General features: G+C 64.6%; 20 protein-coding genes and 1 riboswitch. Of the genes, 12 read left to right on the plus strand and 8 right to left on the minus strand.

The genetic code is table 11. The features are described from left to right. Positions 1-316: 316 nt before the first annotated feature. Positions 317-1,957 (minus strand): acyl-CoA synthetase, encoded by a 1,641-nt coding sequence (locus tag LB529_RS10235; protein ID WP_224710995.1) that lies wholly within the window; start codon positions 1,955-1,957, stop codon positions 317-319. A gap of 204 nt (positions 1,958-2,161) precedes the next feature. Between LB529_RS10235 and LB529_RS10240 the strand changes: the two genes are divergently transcribed. From LB529_RS10240 to LB529_RS10250, 3 genes are all read left to right on the plus strand, one after another. After that, on the plus strand, positions 2,162-3,127 hold the full coding sequence (locus LB529_RS10240; protein WP_224629368.1) for a sugar-binding transcriptional regulator: 966 nt from the start codon (positions 2,162-2,164) through the stop codon (positions 3,125-3,127). An 83-nt stretch (positions 3,128-3,210) separates the two neighbouring features. Continuing rightward, complete coding sequence (locus tag LB529_RS10245) at positions 3,211-5,265, plus strand: bifunctional aldolase/short-chain dehydrogenase (RefSeq protein WP_224710996.1); 2,055 nt, start codon at positions 3,211-3,213, stop codon at positions 5,263-5,265. A 216-nt stretch (positions 5,266-5,481) separates the two neighbouring features. After that, complete coding sequence (locus LB529_RS10250; protein ID WP_224710997.1) at positions 5,482-6,546, plus strand: D-alanine--D-alanine ligase family protein; 1,065 nt, start codon at positions 5,482-5,484, stop codon at positions 6,544-6,546. A gap of 54 nt (positions 6,547-6,600) precedes the next feature. On the opposite strand, the gene LB529_RS10255 is transcribed toward LB529_RS10250, so the two are convergent. Further along, positions 6,601-8,106 carry a winged helix-turn-helix domain-containing tetratricopeptide repeat protein gene (locus LB529_RS10255; protein ID WP_224710998.1) on the minus strand — a complete coding sequence of 502 codons (1,506 nt, stop codon included), beginning with the start codon at positions 8,104-8,106 and terminating at the stop codon, positions 6,601-6,603. Between the two features lie 237 nt (positions 8,107-8,343). On the opposite strand from LB529_RS10255, the gene LB529_RS10260 reads away from it, so the two are divergent. After that, the gene (locus LB529_RS10260) at positions 8,344-8,583 is read left to right on the plus strand and encodes a DUF1127 domain-containing protein (RefSeq protein ID WP_411962473.1); all 240 of its coding nucleotides are present in this window, start codon (positions 8,344-8,346) and stop codon (positions 8,581-8,583) included. A 73-nt stretch (positions 8,584-8,656) separates the two neighbouring features. On the opposite strand, the gene LB529_RS10265 is transcribed toward LB529_RS10260, so the two are convergent. The 3 genes from LB529_RS10265 to LB529_RS10275 form a co-directional block, all read right to left on the minus strand. Further along, a complete protein-coding gene (locus LB529_RS10265) occupies positions 8,657-9,709 on the minus strand; it encodes a substrate-binding domain-containing protein (protein ID WP_224710999.1) in 1,053 nt (350 codons plus the stop codon). 35 nt (positions 9,710-9,744) lie between these two features. Continuing rightward, positions 9,745-10,740, minus strand: a complete 996-nt coding sequence (locus LB529_RS10270) for an ABC transporter permease (protein ID WP_224711076.1) — start codon at positions 10,738-10,740, stop codon at positions 9,745-9,747. A 78-nt stretch (positions 10,741-10,818) separates the two neighbouring features. Then, the gene (locus LB529_RS10275) at positions 10,819-12,330 is read right to left on the minus strand and encodes a sugar ABC transporter ATP-binding protein (RefSeq protein WP_224711000.1); all 1,512 of its coding nucleotides are present in this window, start codon (positions 12,328-12,330) and stop codon (positions 10,819-10,821) included. Positions 12,331-12,466: 136 nt separating this feature from the next. Between LB529_RS10275 and mtnK the strand changes: the two genes are divergently transcribed. The 8 genes from mtnK to LB529_RS10315 all read left to right on the plus strand — a co-directional run bounded on the left by mtnK (position 12,467) and on the right by LB529_RS10315 (position 20,612). After that, the gene (gene mtnK, locus LB529_RS10280) at positions 12,467-13,735 is read left to right on the plus strand and encodes an S-methyl-5-thioribose kinase (protein ID WP_224711001.1); all 1,269 of its coding nucleotides are present in this window, start codon (positions 12,467-12,469) and stop codon (positions 13,733-13,735) included. Continuing rightward, positions 13,732-14,826, plus strand: coding sequence for an S-methyl-5-thioribose-1-phosphate isomerase (mtnA, locus tag LB529_RS10285; protein WP_224711002.1), 1,095 nt, complete (start codon positions 13,732-13,734; stop codon positions 14,824-14,826). The genes mtnK and mtnA overlap by 4 nt, the downstream gene beginning before the upstream one ends. A gap of 330 nt (positions 14,827-15,156) precedes the next feature. Beyond that, a riboswitch (FMN riboswitch) is annotated at positions 15,157-15,303 on the plus strand. A 77-nt stretch (positions 15,304-15,380) separates the two neighbouring features. Further along, entirely contained in the window at positions 15,381-15,848 is a 468-nt protein-coding gene (locus LB529_RS10290) for a 6,7-dimethyl-8-ribityllumazine synthase (protein WP_224707319.1), read from the plus strand. Positions 15,849-16,008: 160 nt separating this feature from the next. Next, the gene (fba, locus tag LB529_RS10295; protein WP_095768796.1) at positions 16,009-17,073 is read left to right on the plus strand and encodes a class II fructose-bisphosphate aldolase; all 1,065 of its coding nucleotides are present in this window, start codon (positions 16,009-16,011) and stop codon (positions 17,071-17,073) included. A 145-nt stretch (positions 17,074-17,218) separates the two neighbouring features. Next, positions 17,219-17,377 carry a peptide ABC transporter permease gene (locus LB529_RS10300; protein ID WP_140634712.1) on the plus strand — a complete coding sequence of 53 codons (159 nt, stop codon included), beginning with the start codon at positions 17,219-17,221 and terminating at the stop codon, positions 17,375-17,377. A 106-nt stretch (positions 17,378-17,483) separates the two neighbouring features. Next, positions 17,484-18,209 (plus strand): MgtC/SapB family protein, encoded by a 726-nt coding sequence (locus LB529_RS10305; protein ID WP_095768797.1) that lies wholly within the window; start codon positions 17,484-17,486, stop codon positions 18,207-18,209. Positions 18,210-18,310: 101 nt separating this feature from the next. After that, entirely contained in the window at positions 18,311-20,311 is a 2,001-nt protein-coding gene (locus LB529_RS10310; protein ID WP_224711003.1) for a protein-L-isoaspartate(D-aspartate) O-methyltransferase, read from the plus strand. A 100-nt stretch (positions 20,312-20,411) separates the two neighbouring features. Beyond that, the gene (locus LB529_RS10315) at positions 20,412-20,612 is read left to right on the plus strand and encodes a hypothetical protein (protein ID WP_095768799.1); all 201 of its coding nucleotides are present in this window, start codon (positions 20,412-20,414) and stop codon (positions 20,610-20,612) included. Between the two features lie 22 nt (positions 20,613-20,634). Here the strand turns inward: LB529_RS10315 and LB529_RS10320 are convergent, their stop codons facing one another. Genes LB529_RS10320 through LB529_RS10330 form a run of 3 tightly spaced genes read right to left on the minus strand, consistent with a single transcriptional unit; the run spans position 20,635 to position 25,204 of the window. Then, positions 20,635-21,870 carry a VWA domain-containing protein gene (locus LB529_RS10320; RefSeq protein WP_224711004.1) on the minus strand — a complete coding sequence of 412 codons (1,236 nt, stop codon included), beginning with the start codon at positions 21,868-21,870 and terminating at the stop codon, positions 20,635-20,637. Beyond that, positions 21,863-24,121 carry a DUF5682 family protein gene (locus tag LB529_RS10325; RefSeq protein WP_224711005.1) on the minus strand — a complete coding sequence of 753 codons (2,259 nt, stop codon included), beginning with the start codon at positions 24,119-24,121 and terminating at the stop codon, positions 21,863-21,865. Before LB529_RS10325 ends, LB529_RS10320 begins: the two co-directional genes overlap by 8 nt. A 3-nt stretch (positions 24,122-24,124) precedes the next feature. After that, on the minus strand, positions 24,125-25,204 hold the full coding sequence (locus tag LB529_RS10330) for an ATP-binding protein (protein ID WP_140844275.1): 1,080 nt from the start codon (positions 25,202-25,204) through the stop codon (positions 24,125-24,127). Positions 25,205-25,217: the final 13 nt, after the last annotated feature.

The raw sequence follows: 25,217 nt of genomic DNA on the forward strand, positions 1-25,217 counted from the left end.
AGATCGGTGGCTGGCGACTCCGACAATTTTCGCCGGCACCTGTGAGGTCGTCATCCTAGGGTGGAGCAGTCGCGAAGCGACGTCGCGGAAACCCTAGGATCCATTCCGTGACCATGCGGCCGTGCTCCAACGGGTCGAGAATAGCCGCTAGCGATTGTTGGGCGGATATCAGCGTAACTTCTTGATCCGGCTTCGTTCTTCGACTGATGTCACGGAATGGATCCTCGGGTCTGCGCGCGTCGCTACGCTCCTTGCTTCGCCCGTGGATGACGACCGCGCAGGGGCCAAATGCTAGTTGCCAACGCTGGGGCTGCGCTCACATCCCCTTCGCCATCTCCCGTAGCCGGAACTTCTGGATCTTCCCCGTCGAGGTCTTCGGGATTTCGGCAAACACCACCGCCTTCGGCACCTTGAAACGCGCCAGCAGCCCTCGGCAGTGCTCGATGATCTCGGCCTCGGTCGCGCTCTTGCCGGGCTTCAGCTCGACATAGGCGACCGGGACCTCGCCCCATTTGTCATCGGCGCGGGCAACCACACCGCACGAGGCAACCGACGGATGCCTGTAGAGAGCGTCCTCGACCTCGATGGACGAAATGTTCTCGCCGCCCGAGATGATGATGTCCTTCGAGCGATCCTTGAGCTGGATGTAACCGTCGGGATGCATGACGCCGAGATCGCCGGAATGGAACCAGCCGCCGGCGAAGGCCTCGTCGGTGGCCTTGCGGTTCTTCAGATAGCCCTTCATGACGATGTTGCCGCGGAACATGACCTCGCCGATGGTCTCGCCGTCGGCCGGCGTCTCCATCATCGTCCCGGGATCCATCACCGCAAGACCTTCGAGCGCTGCATAGCGCACGCCCTGGCGCGCCTTCTTCTGCGTCCTCGGTCCCTTCTCCAGCGCGTCCCACTCATTGTGCCATTCGTTGACGACGGCCGGGCCGTAGGTTTCGGTCAGGCCATAGAGATGGGTGACGGCAAACCCGGCATCGGCCATGCCGGACAGCACGGCCTCCGGCGGGGGCGCTGCGGCGGTGTTGAAGGTGACGGTCTGCGCGAACTGCCGCTTGTCCTCATCCTTCGCGTTGATCAGCACCGACATGACGATCGGGGCGCCGCACAGATGGGTGACGCCGTGGTCGGCGATGGCGTCGTATATCGGCTTCGCCCGCACCCAGCGCAGGCAGACATGGGTGCCGGCCTGCACGGCCAAGGTCCAGGGGAAGCACCAGCCGTTGCAATGGAACATCGGCAGCGTCCAGAGATAAACCGCGTGCTTGGCCATGCCGGCATGGATGGTGTTGGTGTAGGCCATCAGCGCCGCGCCGCGATGGTGATAGACGACGCCCTTCGGATTGCCCGTGGTGCCGGAGGTGTAGTTGAGCGAGATGGCGTCCCACTCGTCATCGGGCATCGACCAGACAAAGGTCTCGTCGCCGGCGGCGACGAACTCCTCGTAGTCAGCTGAGCCGATCCGTTCGCCCTTCGGATAGGGTGCGTCGGCGGCATAGTCCCGATCGTCATAGTCGATGACCAATGGCTTCACCTTGGCCAAGGCCAGCGCGTCCTTGACGACGCCCGAGAACTCGCGGTCGACGATCAGCACCTTGCTGTCGGCATGGTCGAGCTGGAACGCGATGACGGCGGCGTCGAGGCGGGTGTTCAGCGAATGCAGCACCGCCTTCACCATCGGCACGCCGAAATGGGCTTCCAGCATCGGCGGCGTGTTGGACAACATCACCGTCACCGTATCGCCCTTGCCGACGCCGTGCTTCGCGAGCGCCGAGGCAAGCTTCAGCGACCGGCGCCAGAAATCGCGATAGGTGATGCGCTGGTTGCCATGAATGATGGCGATGTGGTCGGGATAGGTCTTGGCCGCGCGCTCAAGATAGGTGAGCGGCGTCAGCGGCTGGTGGTTGGCAGCGTTCCTGTCGAGATCCTGTTCGTAAGGATTGGCCATCCCGTTCTCCCCGATGTTCTTTTCGAGCTTTCTAACCTTAGGCCCGCCGTCACGCTATCCCCCTTCCGCGGCTGAAAATGCTATGCTGCGCCGGCTTGGTGGAACGGCGATCCGGATTGGGCCGCGCCGCGAGACGATCGCAGCTCGCGCAGGCAAATTTGACTTTTGTCGAGAGCCGTGACTAATGTCAGCCGAGGAGGCGGCATGGCTATCAGACCGGCAGAACAGCTCATCCACAAGGCCGCCTGGCTTTACTATGCGCATGGCCTGCGTCAGGACGAAGTGGCGAGCCAGCTCAACATTTCTCGCGCCTCGGTCGCCATGTATCTGCGCAAGGCGCGCGAGACCGGCATCGTCAACATCTCGACCTCGACCCAGCTCTTCACCGACGACGTCATGGCGCGACGGCTGGAAGATGCGTTCGATCTCGACGCCGTCTGGATCGCGCCGGAAAATGCCTACCTCGCCGATCCCTCGACCGATATCGCCGTGCTGGCGGCGAGCGTCTTTCTCGAGCTGGTGAAGAAAGGCGACCGCATCGGCGTCGCCTGGGGCCGCACCGTCTACACTATCGCCGACATCATGTCCTATGCCGACCTGCAGGACGTCACCGTGGTGCAGCTCTGCGGCAATCTCGGCGCGCCCTATTCCTACCGGCCCGACCAGTGCACGATGGAGATCGCGCGACGGCTGAATGCCAAGGGCCTCAACTTCTACGCGCCGCTGGTTCTGTCGACGGAAGGCCTGGCGCAAGGTTTGCGTGCCGAGCCGGTGATCCGCGACCAGTTGGCCGGCATCGCCGATTGCGATCTGGCGCTCTATTCCGTCGGCGCGGTCGACGCCGACAGCCATCTGGTGAAATGCGGCGCGCTGTCGGCGGCCGAGATGGAAACGTTGCGGCGCCAGGGTGCGGCCGGCGTCATCGCCGGACAGATCATCGACGCCGGCGGCGAAGTGCTCGACTGCAGCTACAATAGGCGCGTCATCTCCGCCGAGCTCGCCTCGCTGCGCGCCATCGAGAAGCGGCTGATGGTGGTGCAGGAAGACACCAAGTTCGAGCCGTTGCTTGCGGCCATCGCCGGCGGGCTGTGCACGCATCTGGTGGTCGGCGCGCATATGGCCGAGCGCCTGCTTCAGCACGCCGGCGCGGCAACGAAAAAGGCCTCGTAGAAAACCACCCTCGCCGCTTCTGTCATCACGACGTCGCGGCCTTCTGTTCATGAGCAAGAAAAGACGGAATCGGACGGATCGACATGCAGAACCTTTGGAATGACGCCGACGCGGAAAAGATGGTTGCCGACTATGCCAGGAAGGGCGTCGGCCGCGACCTTGCGCTGCGCGTCTACACGACCCGCCTGCTCGGCGGCGAGCCGCGCCTGGTGCTGCATGGCGGCGGCAACACCTCCTGCAAGACCAAAGCCACCGATCTCGTCGGCGACGAATGGGACGTGCTCTGCGTCAAGGGCAGCGGCTGGGACATGGCGGTCATCGAGCCGCAAGGCCTGCCGGCGGTGAAAATGGGCGCGCTGCTCAAGGCGCGCTCTTTGGACAAGCTCTCCGACGAGGACATGGTGGCGCTGCAGCGCTCCAACCTCATCGATCCGTCCTCGCCCAACCCGTCGGTCGAAACGCTGCTTCATGCCTTCCTGCCGCACAAGTTCGTCGACCACACGCATTCGACAGCGATCCTCGCCATCGTAGACCAGGCAGACAGCAAGGCACTTGTGAAAAAGGTGTTCGGCGACAAGATGGGTTACGTGCCCTACATCAAACCTGGCTTCGACCTCGCCAAGGCTGCGGCGGAAATCTTCGACGCCGACCGAAAAGTCGAGGGCCTGATCCTCGACAAGCATGGCATCTTCACCTTCGGCGACGATGCCAAACAGGCCTACGACCGCATGATCCACTATGTGACCATGGCCGAGGATTATGTGGCCAAGAACGGCAAGCCGCAGACGGCCAAGGCAGCATTGCCGGCAAAGCTCGCCAAGCCCAGCGACATCGCGCCGACGCTGCGCGGCGCCGTTGCCGTAGCGCGCGGCGAAGGCCGCTTCGACCGCATGATCAGCGACTTCCGCACCTCGGACGCGATCGTCGACTTCATCAATTCCGCCAAGATCGCCGAGCTGGCCGGGCGCGGCGTTTCGACGCCGGACCTGTCGATCCGCATCAAGACCGGACCGATGGCGGTACCGGCGCCCGACATGGACAAGCTCGGCGACTACAAGGCCGCCGTCCGCAGCCATGTCGATGCCTTCGTCAAGGACTACACCGCCTATTTCGAGACCAATGACGCGCTGGACGATGTCAAGCGTACCATGCTCGACCCGATGCCGCGCCTGACACTGGTGCCGGGGCTGGGCATGTTCGGCCATGGCCGCACGCTGAAGGAGGCCAAAATCGCGTCTGATGTCGGCGAGATGTGGATCGAGGCGGTGCGCGGCGCGGAAGCGATCGGCAATTTCCATCCGCTCTCCAAGGCCGACCTCTTCCCGCTCGAATACTGGTCGCTCGAGCAGGCCAAGCTCGCTTCGAACAAGCCGAAGCCGCTGACCGGCCAGGTGGTGCTGATCACCGGCGGCGCCGGCGCCATCGGCGCCGCGACGGCAAAACTGTTCGCGGCCAACGGCGCGCATGCCGTGATCGTCGATCTCGACCCAGCCAAGGCAGCGGAAGCGGCGAAGGCGGCCGGCAACAACTCGATCGGCGTCGGCGCCGATATCACCAAGCCGGCCGAGATGCGCGCCGCCTTCGACAAGGCGGTCGCCATCTATGGTGGCGTCGACATCCTGGTCTCGAATGCGGGTGCAGCCTGGGAAGGCCGCATCGGCGAATTGGACGACGCGACGCTGCGCAAAAGCTTCGAGCTCAATTTCTTCGCCCACCAGTCGGCGGCGCAGAATGCGGTACGCATCATGCTGGAACAGGGTACGGGCGGCGTGCTCCTCTTCAACACCTCCAAGCAAGCGATCAATCCCGGCCCGAAATTCGGCGCCTACGGCATCCCGAAAGCCGCGACATTGTTCCTGTCGCGGCAGTATGCGCTTGACTACGGCGCCTATGGCATCCGCTCCAATGCGGTCAATGCCGACCGCATCCGCTCGGGTCTCTTGACCGACGCGATGATCGCCAGCCGTTCCGGCGCGCGCGGCGTCTCGGAGAAAGAGTACATGTCCGGCAATCTGCTGGGACAGGAAGTGACGGCCGACGACGTCGCGCAGGCCTTCCTGCACCAGGCGCTGGCCGAGCGCACCACGGCGAATGTGACAACGGTGGACGGCGGCAACATCGCGGCTGCGCTACGCTGAGGATGTAAAGGCGGTTCATCGTTTTCGCGAAACGACGAGCCGCTCCATGTCCCCTTGTCTTGACGCAGTTTGAACCGAAGGCCTTTGACGCTTCTGCTGAAGAACTGCTCGAACCCGTCAAAATCCACACCAATCCTTCGCGTATTGGTCAGCCAGTTTAAGGGCGCCTCGTGTTCGCATGCGGGGCTCCAACCCTGATCATTGGTGGAACTCCAGATGGCGGCGAAAAGACTTCGTATTGGCGTGCTCTTTGGCGGGCGCTCCGCCGAGCATGAAGTGTCGCTGCTTTCAGCAACCAACGTCATGGCTGCCTTAAACCCGGCGAAATACGATGCCGTGCCGATCTTCGTCACCCGCGAAGGGCAATGGCTGCTGAGCCGCTTCGAGGGCGGCGCGCTGGCGACGCCGTCGGCCGGCACGCAGCTCTGCCTGGTGCCGGGCGGCCATGGACGGGTGCTGGCGATCCCTGCCGGCGGTGTGCCCCACGACCTGCCTCCCATCGATATCCTGTTTCCGGTCCTGCACGGCCTGCATGGCGAGGACGGCGCGGTGCAGGGCGTGGCCGAGGTGGCACGCGTGCCGCTCGCCGGCTGCGGCATCCTCGGCTCCGCCACGGCGCTCGACAAGGACATCGCCAAGCGGCTGCTGAAAGCGGCCGGACTGCCTGTGGCGCGCTCGGTGACGATCAATGAAGGTGCCGCGCCTCCGCTCGCCGAACTGGAAGACCAGCTCGGCCTGCCGCTGTTCATCAAGCCGGCGCGGCAGGGCTCGTCGGTCGGCGTCGCGAAGGTCAATGCCAGCCAGGAATTCGACCACGCGCTGACGGAAGCATTCCGGCACGACCGCAAGCTGCTGGCAGAGGAATTCGTCCGTGGCCGAGAGATCGAATACAGCGTGCTGGAGAGCCCCGCGGGCGAACTCTTCGTTTCGCGGCCGGGCGAGATCGTGCCCGCGGAGAGCCACGGTTTCTACAACTACAACGCCAAATATATCGACGAGAATGGCGCGGCACTGATCGTGCCAGCCGAGCTGCCGCAGAAGGTCGAGGATGCCATGCGCGACGCGGCTGCAAGGGCGTTCAGGGCGCTCGGCTGCGACGGCATGGCCCGCGTCGACTTCTTCTTGATGCCGGACATGAACTTCCTGATCAACGAACTCAACACCATTCCCGGCTTCACCAACATCAGCATGTACGCCAAGGCCATGGCGGCGAGCGGCGTCAGCTATCCGGAGGTCATCGACCGTCTGGTGGCGCATGGGCTGGCGCGCGCTGGCCGGTGAAAAAGACCTGAGGATACGAAATCCCGGCAGCGGCCAGTTGGCCATGTCGCCACATCACTCCGGCAGGCCGGCCTTGCGGAAGCCGTCGACGAAATGCTCAAGCATCGCGTCGTCGCGGAACGGCTCCGTCTCGACCCAGCGCTGCGTGGAGAAATGCGGATTGCCGACGAGGAACAGCGCGACCTCGGTGCGCGCCTCGTCGAGACGGCCGAGCTGCGCCAGGCTTGCCGCCAGAAAGCGGCGCGAACTCGTGCGGTAGGTCTCGTCGCGACGCAGCGTCTCGACGGCGGCCTCATAGTCACGGGCCGCATATTGCGCCTGGCCGAGCGTCAGATAATACCAGCTCGGCGGAAACGGGTTCAGCCGGAACGCCTTGCGGATGTGCGCCAGGCCCTCGTCTATCCGCCCGCCCAGCACGTCGATATCGGACAATGTCGCCCAGATATCGGCCTCGTTCGGATCGAGCTCGATCGCCTTGGCGAATTCCGCCTCGGACCGTTCGAAATCGCGTTCATAGGCAAGAAGGTTCGCCAAGACCCAGCGGCAACCGGCATCGTTGGGATCGATCGCCACCGCCTTGCGCGCCAGTTCCAGGGCCGTGCTGCGGGCGGGCTCGAACGGCTCGCCCCAATGCACCCAGCCCATCCAATGGTTCATGGCGAGCCAGCGATAGGCTTCGGCGTAGTCCGGATCGAGCGAGACCGCGCGCGTCAGCATCAGATGCGCTTCGCGCGCCATTTGCGGCGACTCGTCGAACAGTTTTCGCGCCCGCACGACGAGATCATAGGCTTCGAGGCTCTTCGGCCGGTTGCGCTCCGGCAATGCACGCAGCCGCCCGAGCAGCGCCTCGACGATCTTGGCCGTCGCCTCGTCCTGGACGGCGAAAATGTCCTCAAGGCTGCGATCGAAACGCTCCGCCCAGAGATGCTCGCCGCTCAGCGCATCGATCAGCTGGGCATTGATGCGCACCCGCCCCACGGCGCGTCTGGCGCTGCCTTCCACCAGGTATCGCACGCCGAGCTCCCCGGCGATGGCGCGCACATCCATGGCCTTGCCCTTGTAGGCAAAGACCGAGTTGCGCGCGATGACAAAGAGGCCCGGTATCCGGGAGAGATCGGTGATCAGGTCTTCGGTCAGGCCGTCGGCGAAAGAGTCCTGCTCGGGATCGCTGCTCAGATTGACGAAGGGCAGCACGGCAATCGACGGCTTGTCGGGCAGCGGCAAGGGTTTGCGTGGGGCATCGGGCCGTTCGACGGTGCCGGTGAAGCGGTAGCCGACGCGCGGCACGGTGGCGATCCATTCACCGCCACCGGTCGCCGGACCAAGCAGCTTCCTGAGCTGCGCGATCTGGACGGTGAGATTGCCTTCCTCGACTGCCATGCCAGGCCAGGCCGCATCCATCAGCTCGGCCTTGGCCAGGATTTCGCCCGGACGCGCGACGAGCGCCTCCAGCAGCTTCAGCCCGCGATGGCTGGCGGCGACGGGAACATCGCCCCGGAGCAGCGTTCCCGCGCCCGGATCAAGCACGAACGGTCCGAAAGCAAAGCGCGATCCCTGCATGCGGCGATCTATAGAGCAATTCCAGGAAAAGTGTGAAGCGGTTTTCCGTCCGGAATTGCGTAAAAACAAAGGGATAGAGCGGTTCGCCGTTTTCGTGAAACGGTGAACCGCTCTAGCCGATTTGGAAGTTTTGAGAACTATTTGGGGCGGCTTAATTACGCCGTCGGCCGGCTGCGGCACACTGCAATCTCAATCAGGTCGAGGGTTTTCAAAACCCCTCATTCGATGGAGGTTGCCATGAACGATAGCTTCACGCCCTCTATGTGTCTGGCGGCGGCACCGGCAATGCACTCAAGGCGCGGGCGTTTCAGCCTGGCGGCCTTGCGCAGCCTTATCGCCGAGCGGCGCAAGCAGGCCTATTTCCGCTTCGAGCTCAAGCGCATGGCGACGGACAATCCGCATCTGATCGACGACATCGGGCTGACGAGAAAAGAGGTCGAGGCGGAGATCGCCAAGCTGCCCTTCTGGCAGCGATAGACCGCCTTGGGCGGGCTGAAAGGGCAGAGAGCGGCCCGTTGGACCGCCCTCTTCATTTGCGACCGTCCGAACCTTACTTGGCGTTCGGGTTCGGCATCCAGGCCGGCATCGCAACATCGGCATGGGCGAACTGCGGCAGCTTGGCCGACAGGTCTTCCATGTTCTTGATGTCCTTGTCGATCAGCTCCTTCTGGGTGATCAGCGTCGGCGGCACGATGACGTTGTGGCCGGGATCTTCACCTGCGAGCAGCTGCGCCAGCGCGCGCACCGAGACCTGGCCGACGACGGCCGGGTTGGTGGCGGCGGTCGCCGCCCAGGCGCTGTCCGGCTCGCGCATGGCGGCGATGTCCGAGGTCGAGATGTCGGCCGAATAGATCTTGATGGCCTTGTTCAGCCCCGCCTCGTCGACGGCGATCTTCACGCCCTTGGCGAACTCGTCATAGGGCGCGAACATCACCTTGATATCGGGATGCGCCTGCAGCACCGAGCGCGCCTGATTGGCGACGGAGTTGGCGATCGGATTGTCGAGCGTGCCGAATTGCGCGACCTCGCTGATGCCCGAATATTTCTTCTTCACCTCCACCCAGGTCTCGTTGCGGCGGTCGAGCGGAGCGATGCCGGCAACATAGACATAGCCGGCCTTCCAGCTCTCGCCATTGTCCTTGACCGCCTGCTCGAGCGCCAGCTTTGCGAGGTCTTTGTCCGACTGCTCGATCTGCGGGATCTTCGGGTTCTCGACATTGACGTCGAAGGCGACGACCTTGATGCCGGCATCGACCGCGCGCTGGGCGGCGTCCTTCATCGATTCCGTCAGGCCGTGCTGGATGATGATGCCCTGCACGCCAAGCGCGATCGCCTGGTCGACCATGTCGGCCTGGAGCGCTGCGTCCTGGCGGCTGTCCAGCACGCGCAGGTCGACGCCGAGCGCCTTGGCCTGCGCCTCGACGCCGGAGAGATAGGCCTGGAAGAAGTCGCCTGTCGACAGATAGCGCACCAGCGCGATCTTGACGCCGGGCTTGTCGAACGGCGCCGGACGGTCCGCGGCAAGCGCCGTTCCCTGCATCAGCAGCGCCGCGCTGGCGAGGCCGAGTGCCGCCTTCCCCAAAAGTCTTCTTGTGATGTTCACTTCGTTTTCCTCCATTTGTTATGCCCCGGTCGAAACTATCTCTTGCCCCTGCCGGAAAGGGCGAAGGTGAAGACAAGGGCGACGACAAGCACCGCGCCCTTGACGAAATCCTGCGTGTAGTAAGGCGCGTTCATCATCGTCAGGCCTTGCAGCAGAACGCCGACGAACACCGCACCGACGGCCGTGCCGAAGGCGTTGGGCTTGGCGGCGCCGAGCACCGCGTAGCCGATAAGCGCGGCGGCGACAGCGTCGAGCAACAGATTATTACCCGAGGCGATGTCGCCGCGTCCAAGCCGGGCGGCGAGCAAAATCCCGCCGATCGAGGCAAAAACTCCCGATATGACATAAGCCCAGATTTTGTATGCCTTGACAGGCGCGCCGGCGAGTTCGGCCGCCCTCTCATTGCTGCCGACGGCATACATCATGCGGCCGAAGCGGGTGTATTCGAGGAAGAACCAGATAAGCAGCGCGAGCACGACGAGCACGACGACCGAGACCGGGATCAGGTTCGGGATGAAGAAGTCGATGCGGTGGCGGCCGAGCGCCAGGAACGCCTCGGAGAACCTGCCGTTGGCGACCGACCCGTCGGGCATGGTCATGCCGGTGGCGATCGAGCGGCCCTCCGTCGGGATGCGCTGCAGGCCGAGCAGCAGGAACATCATGCCGAGCGTGGCCAGAAGATCGGGCACGCGCATATAGACGATCAGCCAGCCATTGATCAGGCCGACGATGACGCCGATGACAAGGCAAGTGATGACGGCGACGATCGCGTTCTGCTCCAGCACGACCATGGCGTAGGAGGCCGCCATCATGGCGCTGGTGGCGACCGAGCCGATCGAGAGATCAAAGCCGCCGACGACGAGCGTCGCCGTGACACCGAGCGCCAGAACGCCGGTGATGGCCACCGACTGGAAGATGAAGACGGCGCTTTGCGGCGAAGCGAAGCCGTCGGCGGCGACCGCGAAATAGGCGATCAGCCCGACCAGCAGGACGATGAAGCCGTAGCGGATGGCGTAATCGCGCAATGTCATCGAACGCTCCCGCGCCGTTGCCTTGCCCGCCAAACTGGAACTCATGCCTGCACTCCCGAGTCTCGTCATCCTGCGATCTCACGCTGCGCTGGTGAGCGGTCCGCCGGCCACTTCCGCCAGCAGCCGGTCGAGATCGATGTCATCGTTGCGGTGCTCGCCGACGATCGTGTGTTCCGACATCACCAGGATGCGGTCGGCGGTCTCCAGCGCCTCGTCGAGCTCGGTAACGAAGATCAGCGTCGCGCGGCCGTCGGCGCTTGCCCTCAGCTTGGCGGCGATGTCGCGACGCGCCGAAATGTCGACACCCTGGAAAGGCTCATCGAGGATGAAGAGGCGCGAGGCCTGCGACATCCAGCGCGCCACCATCACCTTTTGCTGGTTGCCGCCGGAGAGCGCCGACAGCTCGTCCTTCTCCGAGCGGCAGACGATACCTAGCTCGTCGATCTGGCGGCGGGCGGCGATGCGCTCGGCGCGCTTCTTCATGACGCCGAGGTCCGACATGCGTTTGAGGAACGGCAGGCTGATGTTGCGTTCGATGTTGAAGCCGCCGACGATGCCGCTCGCGGCGCGGTCCTTGGCGACCAGGAAGACGCCGGCGGCGATCGCCTCGCGCGCCGAGCCCGGCGCGTAGGGCTTGCCGTCCATATGCATGGTGCCGGCGAGCGGCCTGCGCACGCCGAACAGCGTTTCCGCCAAAGCCGTCTTGCCGACGCCGACCAGGCCGGTGATCGCCACCACCTCCCCGGCGCCGAGCGTCATCGAGATCGGCCGCGAACCTTGCGCCAGCCGCAGGCCTTCGGCGGTGAAGACGGCTCGGGCCGAGCTTCTTGCAACCACCTTGTCGAGATGGATCTTGCGGCCGAGCATGGCGTTGACCGCGCCCTCATAGTCGAGCGGCTTCCGGTCGAAGACGCCGGAGACGATGCCGTCGCGCATCGACACGATGCGGTCGGCGAGACGCCTGATGTCGGACATGCGGTGCGAGATATAGAGGATGGCGACACCTTGCCCGCGCAGCCGGTCGATCAGCGAGAACAGCCGGTCGGCCTCGGCGCTCGACAGCGAGGAGGTCGGCTCGTCCAGGATCAGCACCTTGGGCCGATGCGCCATGGCGCGGGCGATGGCCACCATCTGCCGATCCGCCAACGACAAGTCGCTGACGCGCGCCTTGAGGTCGATGGCAAGTCCCATGCGGTCGGCGACGGCTCTCGCCTCGGCGCGGACATTGGCAGGCTTGAAAAGCAACGACGCGCCTTTGCCGCTTAGCCGGTCGAGCGTCAGATTGGTGGCGACGTCGAGGTCGGCGACGACGCCGTCATTGATGTTCTGGTGCACGGTGACGACACCGGCGCGGATGGCTTCGGCGGGTGTCTGCGGGTCGAAGGCCTTGCCGGCAAGCCGCATCGAGCCTGCGCCGTGTTCGTAGACGCCGCTGACGATCTTGACCAGCGTGGATTTGCCGGCGCCGTTGGCGCCCATGAGCACGGTCACCTCGCCCGCAAAGAGGTCGAGCGAGATGCCGCCAAGCACCTCGTTCTGGCCGAAGGATTTCCTCAGGCCCTCCACATGGAACACGGCATCTGCGCCCATCCATTCCTCCCGGATCGTGACGCTATGGGCTCATTCGGCAATTGTCAACACGATTGACATTTGCCAGAGCGCTTCCTAGCTTGGCCCCGCCGCTGTGGCTCCGCTATCGTCGGAAACCACGCGCAGGAGGGAGAGCATGACCGGGAACTTCGAAGCATTGTCGGCGGAAACGCTGCCGAAGCGCCTTGGCGAGACCGCGGCGCTGACCGAGCGCATCGGCAAGGACACTAGCCGCTGGAAGGTACAGGAGGTCGGCGACGGCAATCTCAACCTCGTCTTCATCGTCGAAGGCGACAAGGGTGCCGCGGTGGTCAAGCAGGCGCTGCCCTATGTGCGGCTGGTCGGCGACAGCTGGCCGTTGCCGCTCAAACGCTCCTTCTTCGAATATCATGCGCTGACCAGGCAGGAGCGCCGTGCGCCCGGCTCGGTACCGGCGATCTACCATTTCGACGAGACCCAGGCGCTGATCGTCATGGAGTATCTGGCGCCGCCGCACATCATCCTCAGGCGGGCGCTGATCGACGGCCGCGAACTGCCGAACATCGCACGCGACATCGGCCTGTTCATGGCGCGCACACTGTTCCGCGGCTCCGACCTGTCGATGGTGACGAAAGAGCGCAAGGCCGATCTTGCGCTGTTCGCCGACAATGTCGAGCTGTGCGACATCACCGAGAACCTGGTGTTCTCCGATCCCTATTTCGACGCCAAGATGAACCGGCATACCTCACCCCAGCTCGACGGCCTGGTCGCCGAGCTGCGCGCCGACCGCGACCTCAAGGTCGAGGCGCAGCGGCTGAAGCATCTGTTCGCCGCCAATGCCGAGACGCTGCTGCATGGCGACCTGCATTCCGGCTCGATCATGGTGACCGACAGCGAGACCCGGATGATCGATCCGGAATTCGCCTTCTACGGCCCGATCGCCTTCGATGTCGGCATGCTGCTTGCCAATTTCTGGATGGCCTTCTTCTCGCAGCGCGGCCACGAGGAAAAAGGTAGCCGCGACTCCATGCGCGCCTATCTGCTCGGCGTCACGGCCGAGACCTGGGCGACCTTCCGCGCCGAGTTCTCGCATCTGTGGCGGACCGAGCGCACCGGTATCCTCTACCAGAGGAGCCTGTTCGAGGATCAGGGCGATCTGCTCGGCTCCGAGCAGGCGCTCGACCACATGCTGCACTCCATCTGGACTGACCTGCTCGGCTTTGCCGGCATCGAGGTGCACCGGCGCATCCTGGGTCTCGCCCACAATGCCGATTTCGAGACCATTGCCGATCAAGACCTGCGCGCCAGATGTGAAGCCAAGGCTTTGCGCTTCGGCCGCCATATCGCCGTCAACCGGCGCCAGATCCACAGCATCGACGAGGTCAACAAGCTGGCCGCGCTGATCGAACAGGAGAAGAGCCTTTGAACGTCGGCGAACGCCACTATCGCACCATCTGGCTCAGTGACGACAAGTGCTCGGTCGAGATCATCGACCAGCGCTGGCTGCCGCATGAATTCCGCATCGAGAAGATCGGAAGCGTCACCGGCATCGCCACCGCGATCCGCGACATGTGGGTGCGCGGCGCGCCGCTGATCGGCGTCACCGCGGCCTATGGCGTCGCCATCCAAATGATGGACGACCCATCGGACGAAGCGCTCGACGCGGTGTGGGAGACGCTGCATAGGACACGGCCGACGGCGATCAATCTGCGCTGGGCGTTGGACGAGATGCGCCGGCACCTCAAGCCGCTCGCGCCTGCAGAGCGTGCCGAAGCGGCCTACAGACGGGCCGCCGAGATCGCCGATGAGGATGTCGGGCTGAACCGCGCCATCGGCGAGAACGGGCTTGCGATCATCAGACAGATCGCGGCGAAGAAGAAGCCGGGCGAGAGCGTCAACATCCTCACCCATTGCAATGCCGGCTGGCTGGCGACGGTCGACTACGGCACCGCCACCGCGCCGATTTACCTCGCGACGGAAGCCGGCATTCCGGTGCATGTCTATGTCGACGAGACCAGGCCCCGCAACCAGGGCGCCCAGCTGACCGCCTGGGAGATGGCTGGGCACGGCGTGCCGCACACGCTGATCGTCGACAATGCGGGAGGCCACCTGATGCAGCGCGGCGACATCGACATGGTGATCGTCGGCACCGACCGCACCACGGCCAATGGCGACGTCTGCAACAAGATCGGCACCTATCTCAAGGCACTCGCGGCCGCCGACAACGACGTGCCCTTCTATGTCGCGCTGCCCTCGCCCACCATCGACTGGACAGTGGCCGACGGGCTCGCCGAAATCCCGATCGAGCAGCGCTCGGGCGACGAGGTATCGCTGGTCTGGGGAAAGACGGCCGACGGAAAGGTCGCGCAGGTGCGTGTCTCACCGGATGCGACACCGGCGGCGAACCCAGCCTTCGACGTGACGCCGGCGCGGCTGGTGACAGGGCTCATTACAGAGCGCGGCGTGGCGAAGGCCTCGCGCGAGGGGCTGAAAGCGATGTTCCCGGAGCGTGGGTGACTAGCTGATCTTTTCCCTCGTGGGCAGATGTCCGGCAGGACAGGTGGGGGCACTGTCCGCCGACGTATCTATGCTTGGGTTCCTCGCCCCGCCAAAGGCGGGGAGAGGTGGCCGCGAAGCGGACGGAGAGGGGCCTTCGTAGGGCGCTCCCCTCTCCGTCTCGGCTTCGCCGAGCCACCTCTCCCCACATTCGTGGGGCGAGGAACCTTGATCCTGTCCCGCCGCGATCTTTCGCGCCCCCTCTGCCCTGCCGGGCATCTCCGCCTCGAGGGGGGAGATTAGCTAGTCGCCAATTGACAGCGCCACCCTGCTCTCTCATAAAACCTGCGTTAATGTTCTCAGGGCGGGGTGAAAGTCCCCACCGGCGGTAAGGGTTTCGACCCAAGCCCGCGAGCGCTTTCCGCGTAAACGGAAAGGTCAGCAGATCCGGTGCGATTCCGGAGCCGACGGTTACAGTCCGGATGGAAGAGAACGTACGCAAGACGGCTCGCTGGCGCGGGCCGGGTTTTTGCGTCGTGCGTCCTGATTCTGGTTCGAAACGGAAGGAAGGACCCATGAATCAGCATTTCCTTAAAGACCATACTGTCCGTCATGTCGCCGTCATCCGGGCGCGCTGGCATGCCGATATCGTCGACCAATGCGTGACGGCGTTCGAGACGGAGCTTGCCGCCCTCGGCGGCTTTGCCGTCGAGGTCTTCGACGTGCCGGGCGCTTACGAGATTCCGCTGCACGCCAAGACGCTTGCCGAGACCGGCCGTTACGCCGCGATCCTCGGCACCGCCTTCGTCGTCAATGGCGGCATCTACCGGCACGACTTCGTGGCGAGCGCCGTCATCGACGGCATGATGAATGTGCAGCTCGCGACCGGCGTGCCCGTGCTGTCGGCCGTCCTGACGCCGCACAACTACCATGACAGCGCCGAGCATCACCGCTTCTTCCATGAGCATTTCATCGTGAAGGGCAAGGAAGCCGCGAGAGCCTGCGTCGAAATCCTCGCCGCGCGCGCAAAGATCGCGGCCTAAGTCCGAAAGCGCCTGATTTCAGCACTGCAACAAGAATTGCGGCCGAAAAGGGTTCAAACGGTTGCGGCAGGCCCGAAATCCGGCCAGAAGCAAAGGGGCCGTCCGACGCCCGGGCGGCCTTTTCAAACACGGGCTCGAACCAGATACGGGAGACTATTCGTTGGCTCGCATCACACTGAGACAATTGCTCGACCATGCCGCCGAACATGGCTATGGCGTGCCTGCCTTCAACATGAACAATATGGAACAGGGCCTCGCCATCATGGAGGCGGCGGAGGAGACCAAGTCGCCGGTCATCCTGCAGGCCAGCCGCGGCGCGCGCGCCTATGCCAATGACGTGGTGCTGGCCAAGCTGATCGACGCGCTGGTCGAGATCCATCCCGACATCCCGGTCTGCATGCATCTCGACCACGGCAACAACGAAGCGACCTGCGTCACCGCGATCCAGTACGGCTTCACCTCGGTGATGATGGACGGCTCCCTGAAGGAGGACGGCAAGTCGCCTGCCGACTACGCCTATAATTCCGGCATTACGCGCCGCGTCGTCGACATGGCGCATTGGGGCGGCGTCTCGGTGGAAGGCGAGATCGGCGTGCTGGGCTCGCTGGAGAGCGGCGGCGGCGAGCAAGAAGACGGCCACGGCGTCGAGGGCGCGATCAGCCATGACCAGCTTTTGACCGATCCGGTGCAGGCCGAGCAGTTCGTGCGCGACACGCATGTCGACGCGCTGGCCGTCGCCATGGGCACCAGCCACGGCGCCTATAAATTCTCGCGCAAGCCGGATGGCGCGGTGCTGGCGATGAACGTGATCGAGGAGATCCATCGCCGCCTGCCCAACATGCATCTGGTCATGCACGGCTCGTCGTCGGTGCCGGAGGAACTGCAGGAGATCATCAACAAATATGGCGGCCAGATGAAGCCGACCTGGGGCGTGCCGGTGGAGGAGATCCAGCGCGGCATCAAGCATGGCGTGCGCAAGATCAACATCGACACCGACAACCGCATGGCGCTGACCGGCGCGATCCGCAAGGTGCTGACCGAGAACCCCAGCGAGTTCGATCCGCGCAAATATCTGACGCCGGCCATGGCCGCGATGAAGAAGCTCTGCAAGGAGCGCTTCGAGCAGTTTGGCACCGCCGGCAATGCCTCGAAGATCAAGCCGATCCCGCTGGCCGACATGGCCAAGCGCTACAAATCGGGCAGCCTCGACCCGAAATTCGGCTGAGCCAACTTTCCCGCGGCCGGTTTTCGGCCGGTCGCGGTAGCCGGCCCTGCCCTCGCCTCAGCATCCGCGTGGCGGAACTTCATGCCGGCCAAAACGGTTCCTGCTCTGACGCTTCCCGTGCCCGCTCACAGGGAAGGAGACAACCATGAGCAAGGACCGCGACAGCGAAGGTCCGGTGTTTTCCGGGCAGGATGCGCGACAGGGCGAAATCATCCTGCGCACGCGCACCCGTCGCATCATCTTCATCGCCGGACTGGTCGGCATCGTCGTGCTGGCGCTGGTGCTGAGCATTGCCGTCCGGTGAGGCGATTCGCGCATGATGGAGTAGCGGCCAGGGAACCATCAGCGGCCAAGCCTAGTTGAGCATTCCAGACGCAACGGAGGGTGCGCTTAGGCTGCCCCGACGGACCATGCTCACGCCGCTTTGCTGCGACATGCCGCTTCATCCGACCTGGCCGGACCTCGTCGCGCGGCTGCTGGTCACGGTGCTTGCAGGCTTCCTCATTGGCCTGAACCGCGAGGCCCGCGGTCATTCCGCCGGGTTGCGGACGACCATCCTGGTCGGCCTTGCGGCCTGCGTCGCAATGGTCCAGGCCAACATGCTGCTCGGTGTCTCGGGCAAAGGACCAGACTCCTTCGTACGCATGGATGTGATGCGTCTTGCGCTCGGCGTGCTCACCGGTGTCGGCTTCATCGGCGGCGGCGCTATCTTGCGGCGCGGCGATCTGGTCACCGGCGTCACCACCGCCGCCACGATGTGGATCATGACCATGATCGGCCTTGCCTTCGGCGGCGGTCAGTACGGCCTCGGCGCGATCGCAACCGTGCTGACGCTGGTGACACTGCAGGCGTTGAAATGGGTCGACCTCAAGATCCGGCGCGATCACAAGGCAATCCTTTCGGTCTCCTGGCCGAAAAACGCGCCGCCCGACCTCCAGGAAATGGTACGGCCGCTTGGCTACAGTGCCCGCTTCGTCGGCATGGAGCACGACGCAGACCGTGAGCGCTTTGTTTATTCCTTCAACATTCTGTGGAAGCAGCCCGACGCTATTCCACCTTCGACCGACGTGCTGACGCTTGTCGGCGAGCATTGCGCGGTCGAGCGCTTCGAGGTGATCAGCGAGAAGCCGTTCTAGTGTCGTAACGGAGGATGCTTGAAATCGTCCCGGACATGAAACTTTCCCGCCCGCAGATGGTTCTGGGCAAGATGGTACTTGTCCATGATCGGTAGGCATTGATGGCCGAACTTTCTCTGACGCGCGGCCGGATGGTCGATGTCCAGATCGCCCAGCGTGGAATTCATGACCGCCGGGTTCTGGAGGCCATGCGGGAGGTTCCACGCGAGGTCTTTGTCGACCCCGATTTCGAGGAATTCGCCTATGAGGACACCCCTCTGCCGATCGGCAAGGGTCAGACGATCTCGCAACCCTTCATGGTCGCCTATATGATCGAAGCCGCTGAGATCGATCCTGGCGACCGCGTTCTCGAGGTTGGGACGGGCTCGGGCTACGCGGCGGCGGTGATGAGTCGTGTTGCGGCCCGCGTCTACACGATAGAGCGCCATGCGATGCTCGCCGAAATCGCCCGGCAGCGGTTCGAACGCCTCGGTTACGACAATATCGAGGTTCGCGCCGGCGACGGCACCAAGGGATGGAGCGACGCCGCTCCGTTCGATGCCATATTGGTGGCCGCAGCCGGTCCCGGCGCGCCGCTGGCGCTTCAGGAACAGCTCGATGTCGGTGGCCGTCTGGTGATCCCCGTCGGCAAGGAGGTCGACGACCAGCGGCTGCTGAAGGTCACCCGAACCGGCGCAACGACCTACGAGGAAGAAGACCTCGGTGGCGTGCAGTTCGTTCCGCTCATCGGCGAACAAGGCTGGGCGGAACGGCCTCGATATGGAGCCGATCGACCGGCTGTGGTCACGCCGCAGCCGCGCGAAAGAAGCCTGCCGGAGATGATCGCGGCCGCCGCCGAGCCGCTGCCGGATTTCGAAGACCCGGCCTTCGGCGATTTGTTCGACCGCTTCGCGGACCGGCGTGTTGTCCTTCTCGGCGAGGCCAGTCACGGCACCTCCGAATTCTACACGGCGCGCGGCGCGATCACGCGCCGGCTCATCGAAAAGCATGGCTTCAGCATCGTCGCGGTTGAAGCGGACTGGCCGGATGCTGCGGCCATTGACCGCCATGTCCGCCATCGGCCGCCGCGCGCGGCCGCAGAGCCGCCGTTCCAGCGCTTTCCCACATGGATGTGGCGCAACACCGATGTCGACGCATTCGTCGGCTGGATGCGGGATCACAATGGAGGCCTCGACGATGTAAACCGCCGGGCCGGCTTTTACGGTCTCGACATCTACAATATGAGCGCGTCGATTGCGGCCGTCCTGCGCTATCTCGACCAGGTCGATCCGGAAGCCGCCGCCGCTGCGCGGCAACGCTATGGCTGCCTGACCCCGTGGCAGAAAGAGCCTTCCACATACGGGCGCGCCGTGCTCACCGCCGGCTATCGCAAATGCGAACAAGCCGTGCTGGAGCAATGTCAGGAGCTGCTTGCAAGACAGCTCGACTACGCTCGACAGGACGGCGCCGACTTTCTCGATGCCACGCAGAACGCAAGGCTGATCGCAGCCGCTGAACGCTACTATCGCATCATGTATTACGGCGGGGCGGAATCCTGGAATCTCCGCGACACGCACATGTTCGAGACGCTAGAGCATCTACTCGAGGCGCGCGGCTCGGAGTCAAAGGCCGTCGTCTGGGCCCACAACTCGCATATCGGCGATGCCCGTTTCACCGAGATGGGAACGATCAGGCAGGAGTTGAACATCGGCCAGCTCTGCCGCGAGCGCTTTGGCGACCAAGTGGCGCTGATCGGCTTCGGCACCCATTCCGGAACCGTGGCCGCGGCTTCCGATTGGGACGATCCGATGCAGGTCATGCGGGTGCGCCCTTCGCATGCGGACAGCTACGAACGGCTCTGCCACGACAGCGGGGTGTCGCGGTTCCTGCTCGATATGGACCGCGACGCCGCACTGAGGCATCGCCTACTGGAGCGGCGGCTGGAGCGCTTCATCGGCGTGATCTACAGGCCGGAAACCGAACTGCGCAGCCACTATGCCGATGCCTCGCTGCCAAGGCAGTTCGACGCCTTCGTCTGGTTCGACAAGACGAAAGCGGTGACGCCGCTTGGGCCGGAGCATGCCAGGACCGGTGTACCCGAAACCTATCCGTTCGGACTTTGACGAAGTCGGAGTTTCGAAACGGGGCGGCGGCCAAACGCGCTCGGAACATTCGCTTCGGCCAATCAGTTCCTCATCCAGCAAATCTTGGAAGGAGCCTGCCATGAGCACCAAGCATCTCAAATCGCGCAAACCGAGCGACGCCGATCTGGAAAACAATCCAGGCATCGGAACGTCAAAGGGCAGCATCAAGGAAGGCGATGATCTCGAGCTCGGCGAGAACACGACCGAAGGCGACGTCGAGAACGACACAACGGCCAGCGGCGGCATCAATCCGCGGCAAAAAATGCGCACGAACAAATAGAGTCTAAAGCCAGGCGCGTGCCTCACGCATCCGTTTTTGGCTCTTCCGCGTCGGCGCGAACGAGCTTGATGTCGACCCCTGCTGCCCAGGCGCCGATGTCCTCGCGACGCAGCGCCGCCGCCATCATGTCGGGGAAGTGATCCGGCGTGCAGGCAAAGACCGGAATGCCCAGCGCCGCGACCGAGCCGGCCATGGAAGGGTCGTAGCCGGGGCGGCCCTGGTCGGTAAGCGCGAGCAGCACGACCACGTTGACGCCCGACCGCACCAGCGTCGCCAGCCTTCGCAGAAGCTCCTTGCCGTTGCCGCCCTCGTAGAGATCGGTGATCAAGATGAAATGCGCCTTGGCCGGCCGCTCGATGCGCTCGGCGCAATAGGCGACGGCCTGGTTGATATCGGTGCCGCCGCCGAGCTGGACGCCGAACAGCACCTCGACCGGATCGCTGAGCTCTTCCGTCAGATCGACGATGGCGGTGTCGAAACATACGAGCTTGGTGCGCACGACTGGCAGTGACGCCATCACGGCGGCAAAAATCGAGGCGTAGATGACCGAGCTTGCCATCGAGCCGGACTGGTCGACGCAGAGCGTTACCTCGTCGAGATCGACCAGCCGCCGCTGGCGGCGCATGAAGCCGACCAGCTTTTCCGGCACGACGGTCTTGTGGTCCGGCTGGTAGTGGCGAAGGTTCGCCGTAATAGTGCGCGGCCAGTCGATGTCGCGCTGGCGCGGGCGGTTGGTGCGCCGCGACTTATCGAGCGCGCCACGGATCGCCTCCGCGGTCTTCTGCTCCAGACGCTGCATCAGCTTCGCGACAATATCGGTAATGATCGAGCGCGCGATGTCCTTGGTCTTGTCCGGCATTGCCGAGCGCAGCGAGATCAGGTCGGCGACGAGATTGACGTCGGCCTCGATCGCCTTGAGGAATTCCGGCTCCATCAGCATCTGCTTCAGGTTCAACCGCTCGAAGGCATCCTTCTGCACGACTTGCACGACCGGCTCGGGGAAGAAGGAGCGGATGTCGCCCATCCATTGAGCGACGCGCGGCGCCGAGCGGCCAAGCCCGCCACGCCGCTTACGCGGATCGCCGGCGGTGTCGCCGCTGCCGTCGCCATAGAGCGCGTCGAGCGCCGCAGACAGCCGCCGATCCTCGGCCGAGAGCGCCGACGATGTCTCCTCGTCGGCGCCGATCGCCAGCCGCCAGCGACGCTCCCGATTGTCCAGCGTCTGATCGAGCTCCGGCCCAGTCGCTTCGTCAGCCATGGCGGGGCTCCCCTGCGAGCAGCTTTCCAAGAAGGGCAAAATGCCTGCGCCAAGCCTCGCCGCCGTCCGGCGCCGGCGTCAGCCCGGTGGGCAGGCTCGCCCTCTTGCCAAGCACGGCCTCGATCAGGCGCCGGCGCTCCATGCTGTCGAGGTTGGAAAAGACGCGGCGCAGCAGCGGCAGATGCGCCACGAAAGCTTCCTCTTCCAGCGAGGCCAACCAGGCATCGACGGCGCCGCGCAACCCCTCGTCATAGATCAGCCTCTGGCCGGCGCCGCTGAAAAAGCCTTCGAAGAATGCCGCGGCATCGGCAACGGGCGTTCCCGGCGACAGACGTTTTGCGAGCAGATTGGCGGTTGCTTCGGCGGAGAGCCGGCCGTGCTCGTAGAGCAGATGCGCGGCGCCACCGGCGACGAGCGCCGTTGAGCGCGATGAATCGAGCACGGCAGCCAGACCGTTGCGCCAGGCCTCCAGGACATGCTCGTCCGGCTCGACCAGCCTGATCGCCTCGTCGGCCTTGCGCAACGCGGCCATCAACTCCGCGGCGGCCTGCGCGTCGAGGTCGCGCGCCGCATAAGGCAGCGCGATCGATCCTTCGATGATCAGCCGTTCCAAGAGGCCGGCGAGGCGTTCGGTCTCGGTTTTGCGCGCCTCGCCGTAGCGGATGATGTCGGCCAGCGGCGGCACCGAGGCCAGCAGCTCCAGGCACTCGCTGCTGTGCGCCGCCTTTTCCTCCAGCGCCGCGAGCCCGGCGGCGGACGCCTCGCTCAGCCCCGCCGTGATCGCGTTTTGCACGAGTGTGGCGAGCGTATCCAGTGTCGCGGCCGCGCCGATCATCTGGATCAGACGGCCATTGGCGGCCTTCTCGATGGTCGGTCCATAGACCAGGTTCTCGACCAGGCGAACCGCATATTCCGGTTGCCAGGCCAACATCCAGCGCTCGCGGAACGTGCCGCGACTGCGACCGGCATCCGTCAACCGGCCCCAGTTGACGCCAAGCACATTCAGCCGGTGCAGCAATGTCGAGCGGAAGAGCCCGCTCTCGCTGCGCAAGTCTACGGAAAGTTCCCGCTCAAGGGCTTCGGGCTTCAGCCGGGCCGCCTTCTGGTTGCGCTGCAGATCATCGATCAGTGGGGCAAGCGGCGTGTCGGGTGGAATCTCGCCGACATCGGCGCCGAGCAGCAGCTCGGCCTCGACCATCTTCCACAGCAAAGCCTCGCCGTTGAAGAGCGCTGAGACCGAGGCGTCGCGCAATTCCTCGAAGCCGGGCTTCGGCCTGTCGCGGATGGCGGCGAGCGCGCGAGCCAAGCGCTCTGCCTCGATCAGAGAGGCCGTGGAAACCATATGGCCCTTACCCCTGAGCACCGCGGCGATCCGCCCCAGCCAAAGGACCGAGGCATCATCGCGCCCGCGCGTCGCCCACAGATGCTTACACCAGCCGGGAGCGACGACGCCCGCGCCATAGCCATAGCCCAGCGCGAGGCGCGGTCCGGTCCATGGCGCGAAGGTCATCGTGGTCTTGCGTCGGCCGATGCCCTTGAGCAGCGCCTGGTCGCTCTTTTGCGTGTGCGCCGCCCGAAGGGCCGGCACGTGCCACGCGCCGCAGACGACGGCCAACGGTCCGTCGAATTCCTTTCGCGCGGCGGCGATCTCGAGACGCATATGTGCCTCGCGCATCGCCTCGAAGCTGCCGGTCGCGCCTTCGCCGTCGCGCAGCGTCGTCATCGCGTCGGCAATGGCCGCGAAGATCGGGCCGGGTGCAGGATTCTGCTCGATGATATCCGACCACCAGCTCTCGCCGTCCTCGTAGCCGGCGGCGCGCGCCAGGGTGCCGATCGGATCTCGGATGCGTTCGGCCTCCTCGCCCTGCTCTTCCGTCGCCTCCGCTTCGGCCCCATCGGCGTCCGTCGCACCTTCAGCCGCCTTCTCGGCCAGCCGCGCCGCCGACGGCAGATCGATGAAGCGAAGCGCCGCTTTGTTGGCTACAGCCCACAGCGCCGCCTGGTACTCGGGCGAGAATTCGGCGAAAGGCCAGAACCGGGTTGCCGCGGGATCATCTTCGGGATAGCAGAGCAGCGCCACCGGCGGCTTCATGTCGGGGCTGGCGAGCAGCGGCAGCAGCGGCGTGGCGTCCACCGGCCCCTCGACCAGCACGGCGACGGGCCGCAATTCCTGCAACGCCTTGACCAGGCTCTCGGCGGAGCCCGGCCCGTGATGGCGAATGCCGAAATAGCTGATGCCGCCCTCAGTCATCGCTCAGATGGCCGCGTTGAGCGCCGCGTAATAGCCGGCATAGTCCGGCCGCTTCTTGAGCACCGTCTCCAGATATTCCTCCAGCACCACCTTGTCCTGCACCGGATCCTTGACGATGGCGCCGACAAGGCTCGAGGCAAGGCCCGCGGCATGAAGCTTGCCGTCGTCGAACCAGGCCGCCTGACTGAGGCCGCCGACCATCGTGGCGATCGCCTCGGCGGTGGACAGCGAGCCCGACGGCGTCTTCAGCGTCACCTTGCCGTCGGCGGTGGCGCCCGAGCGCAGCTCACGGAAGATGGTGAGCACGCGGGCGATCTCCTCGCCGACATTCTTCGGCACCGGCAGGTCAAGCCCGCCGGCCATCTCGCCGACGCGCCGGGAGACGATGGAGACTTCCTCGTTCATGTCCTCAGGCAAGGGCAGCACCACGACATTGAAGCGACGCTTCAGTGCCGAGGAGAGCTCGTTGACGCCCTTGTCGCGGTTGTTGGCCGTGGCGATGATGTTGAAGCCGCGCTGCGCATAAATCGAAGTGTTCAATTCCGGCACCGGCATCATCTTTTCCGAGAGCACGGTGATCAGCGTGTCCTGGACGTCGGAGCCCATGCGCGTCAACTCTTCCAGGCGACAGAGCTTGCCGTCCTGCATGGCGCGGTAGAGCGGGGTCGGCACCAGCGCCTCCTGGCTCGGGCCCTTGGCCAGCAGCTGGGCATAGTTCCAGCCATAGCGGATCTGGTTCTCGTCGGTGCCGGCGGTGCATTGCACGACCAGCGTCGAGTTTCCCATGATGGCGCCGGCGAGATGTTCCGACACCCAGGATTTCGCCGTCCCGGGAACGCCGAGCAGAAGCAGCGCCCGGTCGGTAGCCAAAGTGGCGACCGCCGTTTCCATCAATTGCCGGCGGCCGACATATTTCGGCGAAATCACCGTGCCGTCGCTGGCCTTGCCGCCCATCAGATAGGTGAGCACTGCTTTGGGCGACAGACTCCAGCCGGCAGGCTTCTGACGGTCGTCGCCGCGCGCCAGCGCCTGCAGTTCCGACGCATAGATTTCTTCGACCGGAAGGCGGATGGCTGCGTTCATGCGATCGTCTCCA

Source organism: Mesorhizobium sp. CA5 (assembly GCF_020165105.1).
In the GTDB taxonomy this organism is placed as follows: domain Bacteria; phylum Pseudomonadota; class Alphaproteobacteria; order Rhizobiales; family Rhizobiaceae; genus Mesorhizobium.